The following is an 855-nucleotide window of genomic DNA, read 5'->3' as shown; positions in this document are numbered from 1 at the left end:
TGCTCTATCCAGCTGAGCTACAGGCGCATAATTAAAAATATAAGTTTATTAATATCTTAACAATATAATATGGTACTATCATTACCTACTGTAATATAGATTATACCACAAAATTTTAAAAAATAAAAATAATTTATAAAAAATGGAGCGGGTGAAGGGAATCGGACCCTCGCAACCAGCTTGGAAGGCTGGGGCTCTACCACTGAGCTACACCCGCATAAAATTGGAGCGGAAGACGGGATTCGAACCCGCGACCCTCGCCTTGGCAAGGCGATACTCTACCACTGAGCCACTTCCGCAAATAATATAAAAGGAAATAACAAAGTGAAAGCTAAAATAAACTTTAAAATTAAATTAGCAAGCACCCACAATTCCTATTTTAAATAAATGTTAAAATTTATAATATAAAAGAAAACCTTAATATGGAGCTGATGATAGGACTTGAACCTACAACCTATTGATTACAAATCAATTGCTCTACCAATTGAGCTACATCAGCACATTGGATCTCTATTGAAATCCAAGTCCTTAATTAGCCGGACAGGCATCTGGCGACTTAGATGGGACTCGAACCCACGACCTCCGCCGTGACAGGGCGGCATTCTAACCAGCTGAACTACTAAGCCATAATTAAAACAGCCTAATATTAAAAATATTATGGTGGAAGTAACAGGGCTCGAACCTGTGACCCCCTGCTTGTAAGGCAGATGCTCTCCCAACTGAGCTATACTTCCATTCGGTAACACTACTGGGATTTGTATCCGATAAATTATCCAGTGGATGATTTATCTCGAAAACTACCTTGATATAAAAATGAAGTTTTCGTGTCCCATGTAGGGTTTAAAATCTGAAAGA

The 855-nt window shown here is 38.5% G+C and carries 5 tRNA genes; all 5 read right to left on the bottom strand.

What is annotated here, in order from left to right:
• Nucleotides 1-143: 143 nt before the first annotated feature.
• Nucleotides 144-217: transfer RNA gene (locus HMPREF3045_RS09025), tRNA-Gly, on the bottom strand.
• A 7-nt stretch (nucleotides 218-224) separates the two neighbouring features.
• Nucleotides 225-299: transfer RNA gene (locus tag HMPREF3045_RS09020), tRNA-Gly, on the bottom strand.
• 124 nt (nucleotides 300-423) lie between these two features.
• Nucleotides 424-499, bottom strand: a tRNA-Thr gene (locus HMPREF3045_RS09015).
• A gap of 50 nt (nucleotides 500-549) precedes the next feature.
• Nucleotides 550-626 (bottom strand) — tRNA-Asp (locus HMPREF3045_RS09010).
• A gap of 32 nt (nucleotides 627-658) precedes the next feature.
• Nucleotides 659-734: transfer RNA gene (locus HMPREF3045_RS09005), tRNA-Val, on the bottom strand.
• Between the last annotated feature and the right edge of the window lie 121 nt (nucleotides 735-855).

It is taken from the genome of Anaerococcus sp. HMSC075B03 (assembly GCF_001815585.1).
Classification (GTDB): Bacteria; Bacillota; Clostridia; order Tissierellales; family Peptoniphilaceae; genus Anaerococcus; species Anaerococcus vaginalis.
Note: the sequence above shows the minus strand (reverse complement) of the source record. Positions and strands in the feature narration are given on the sequence as shown.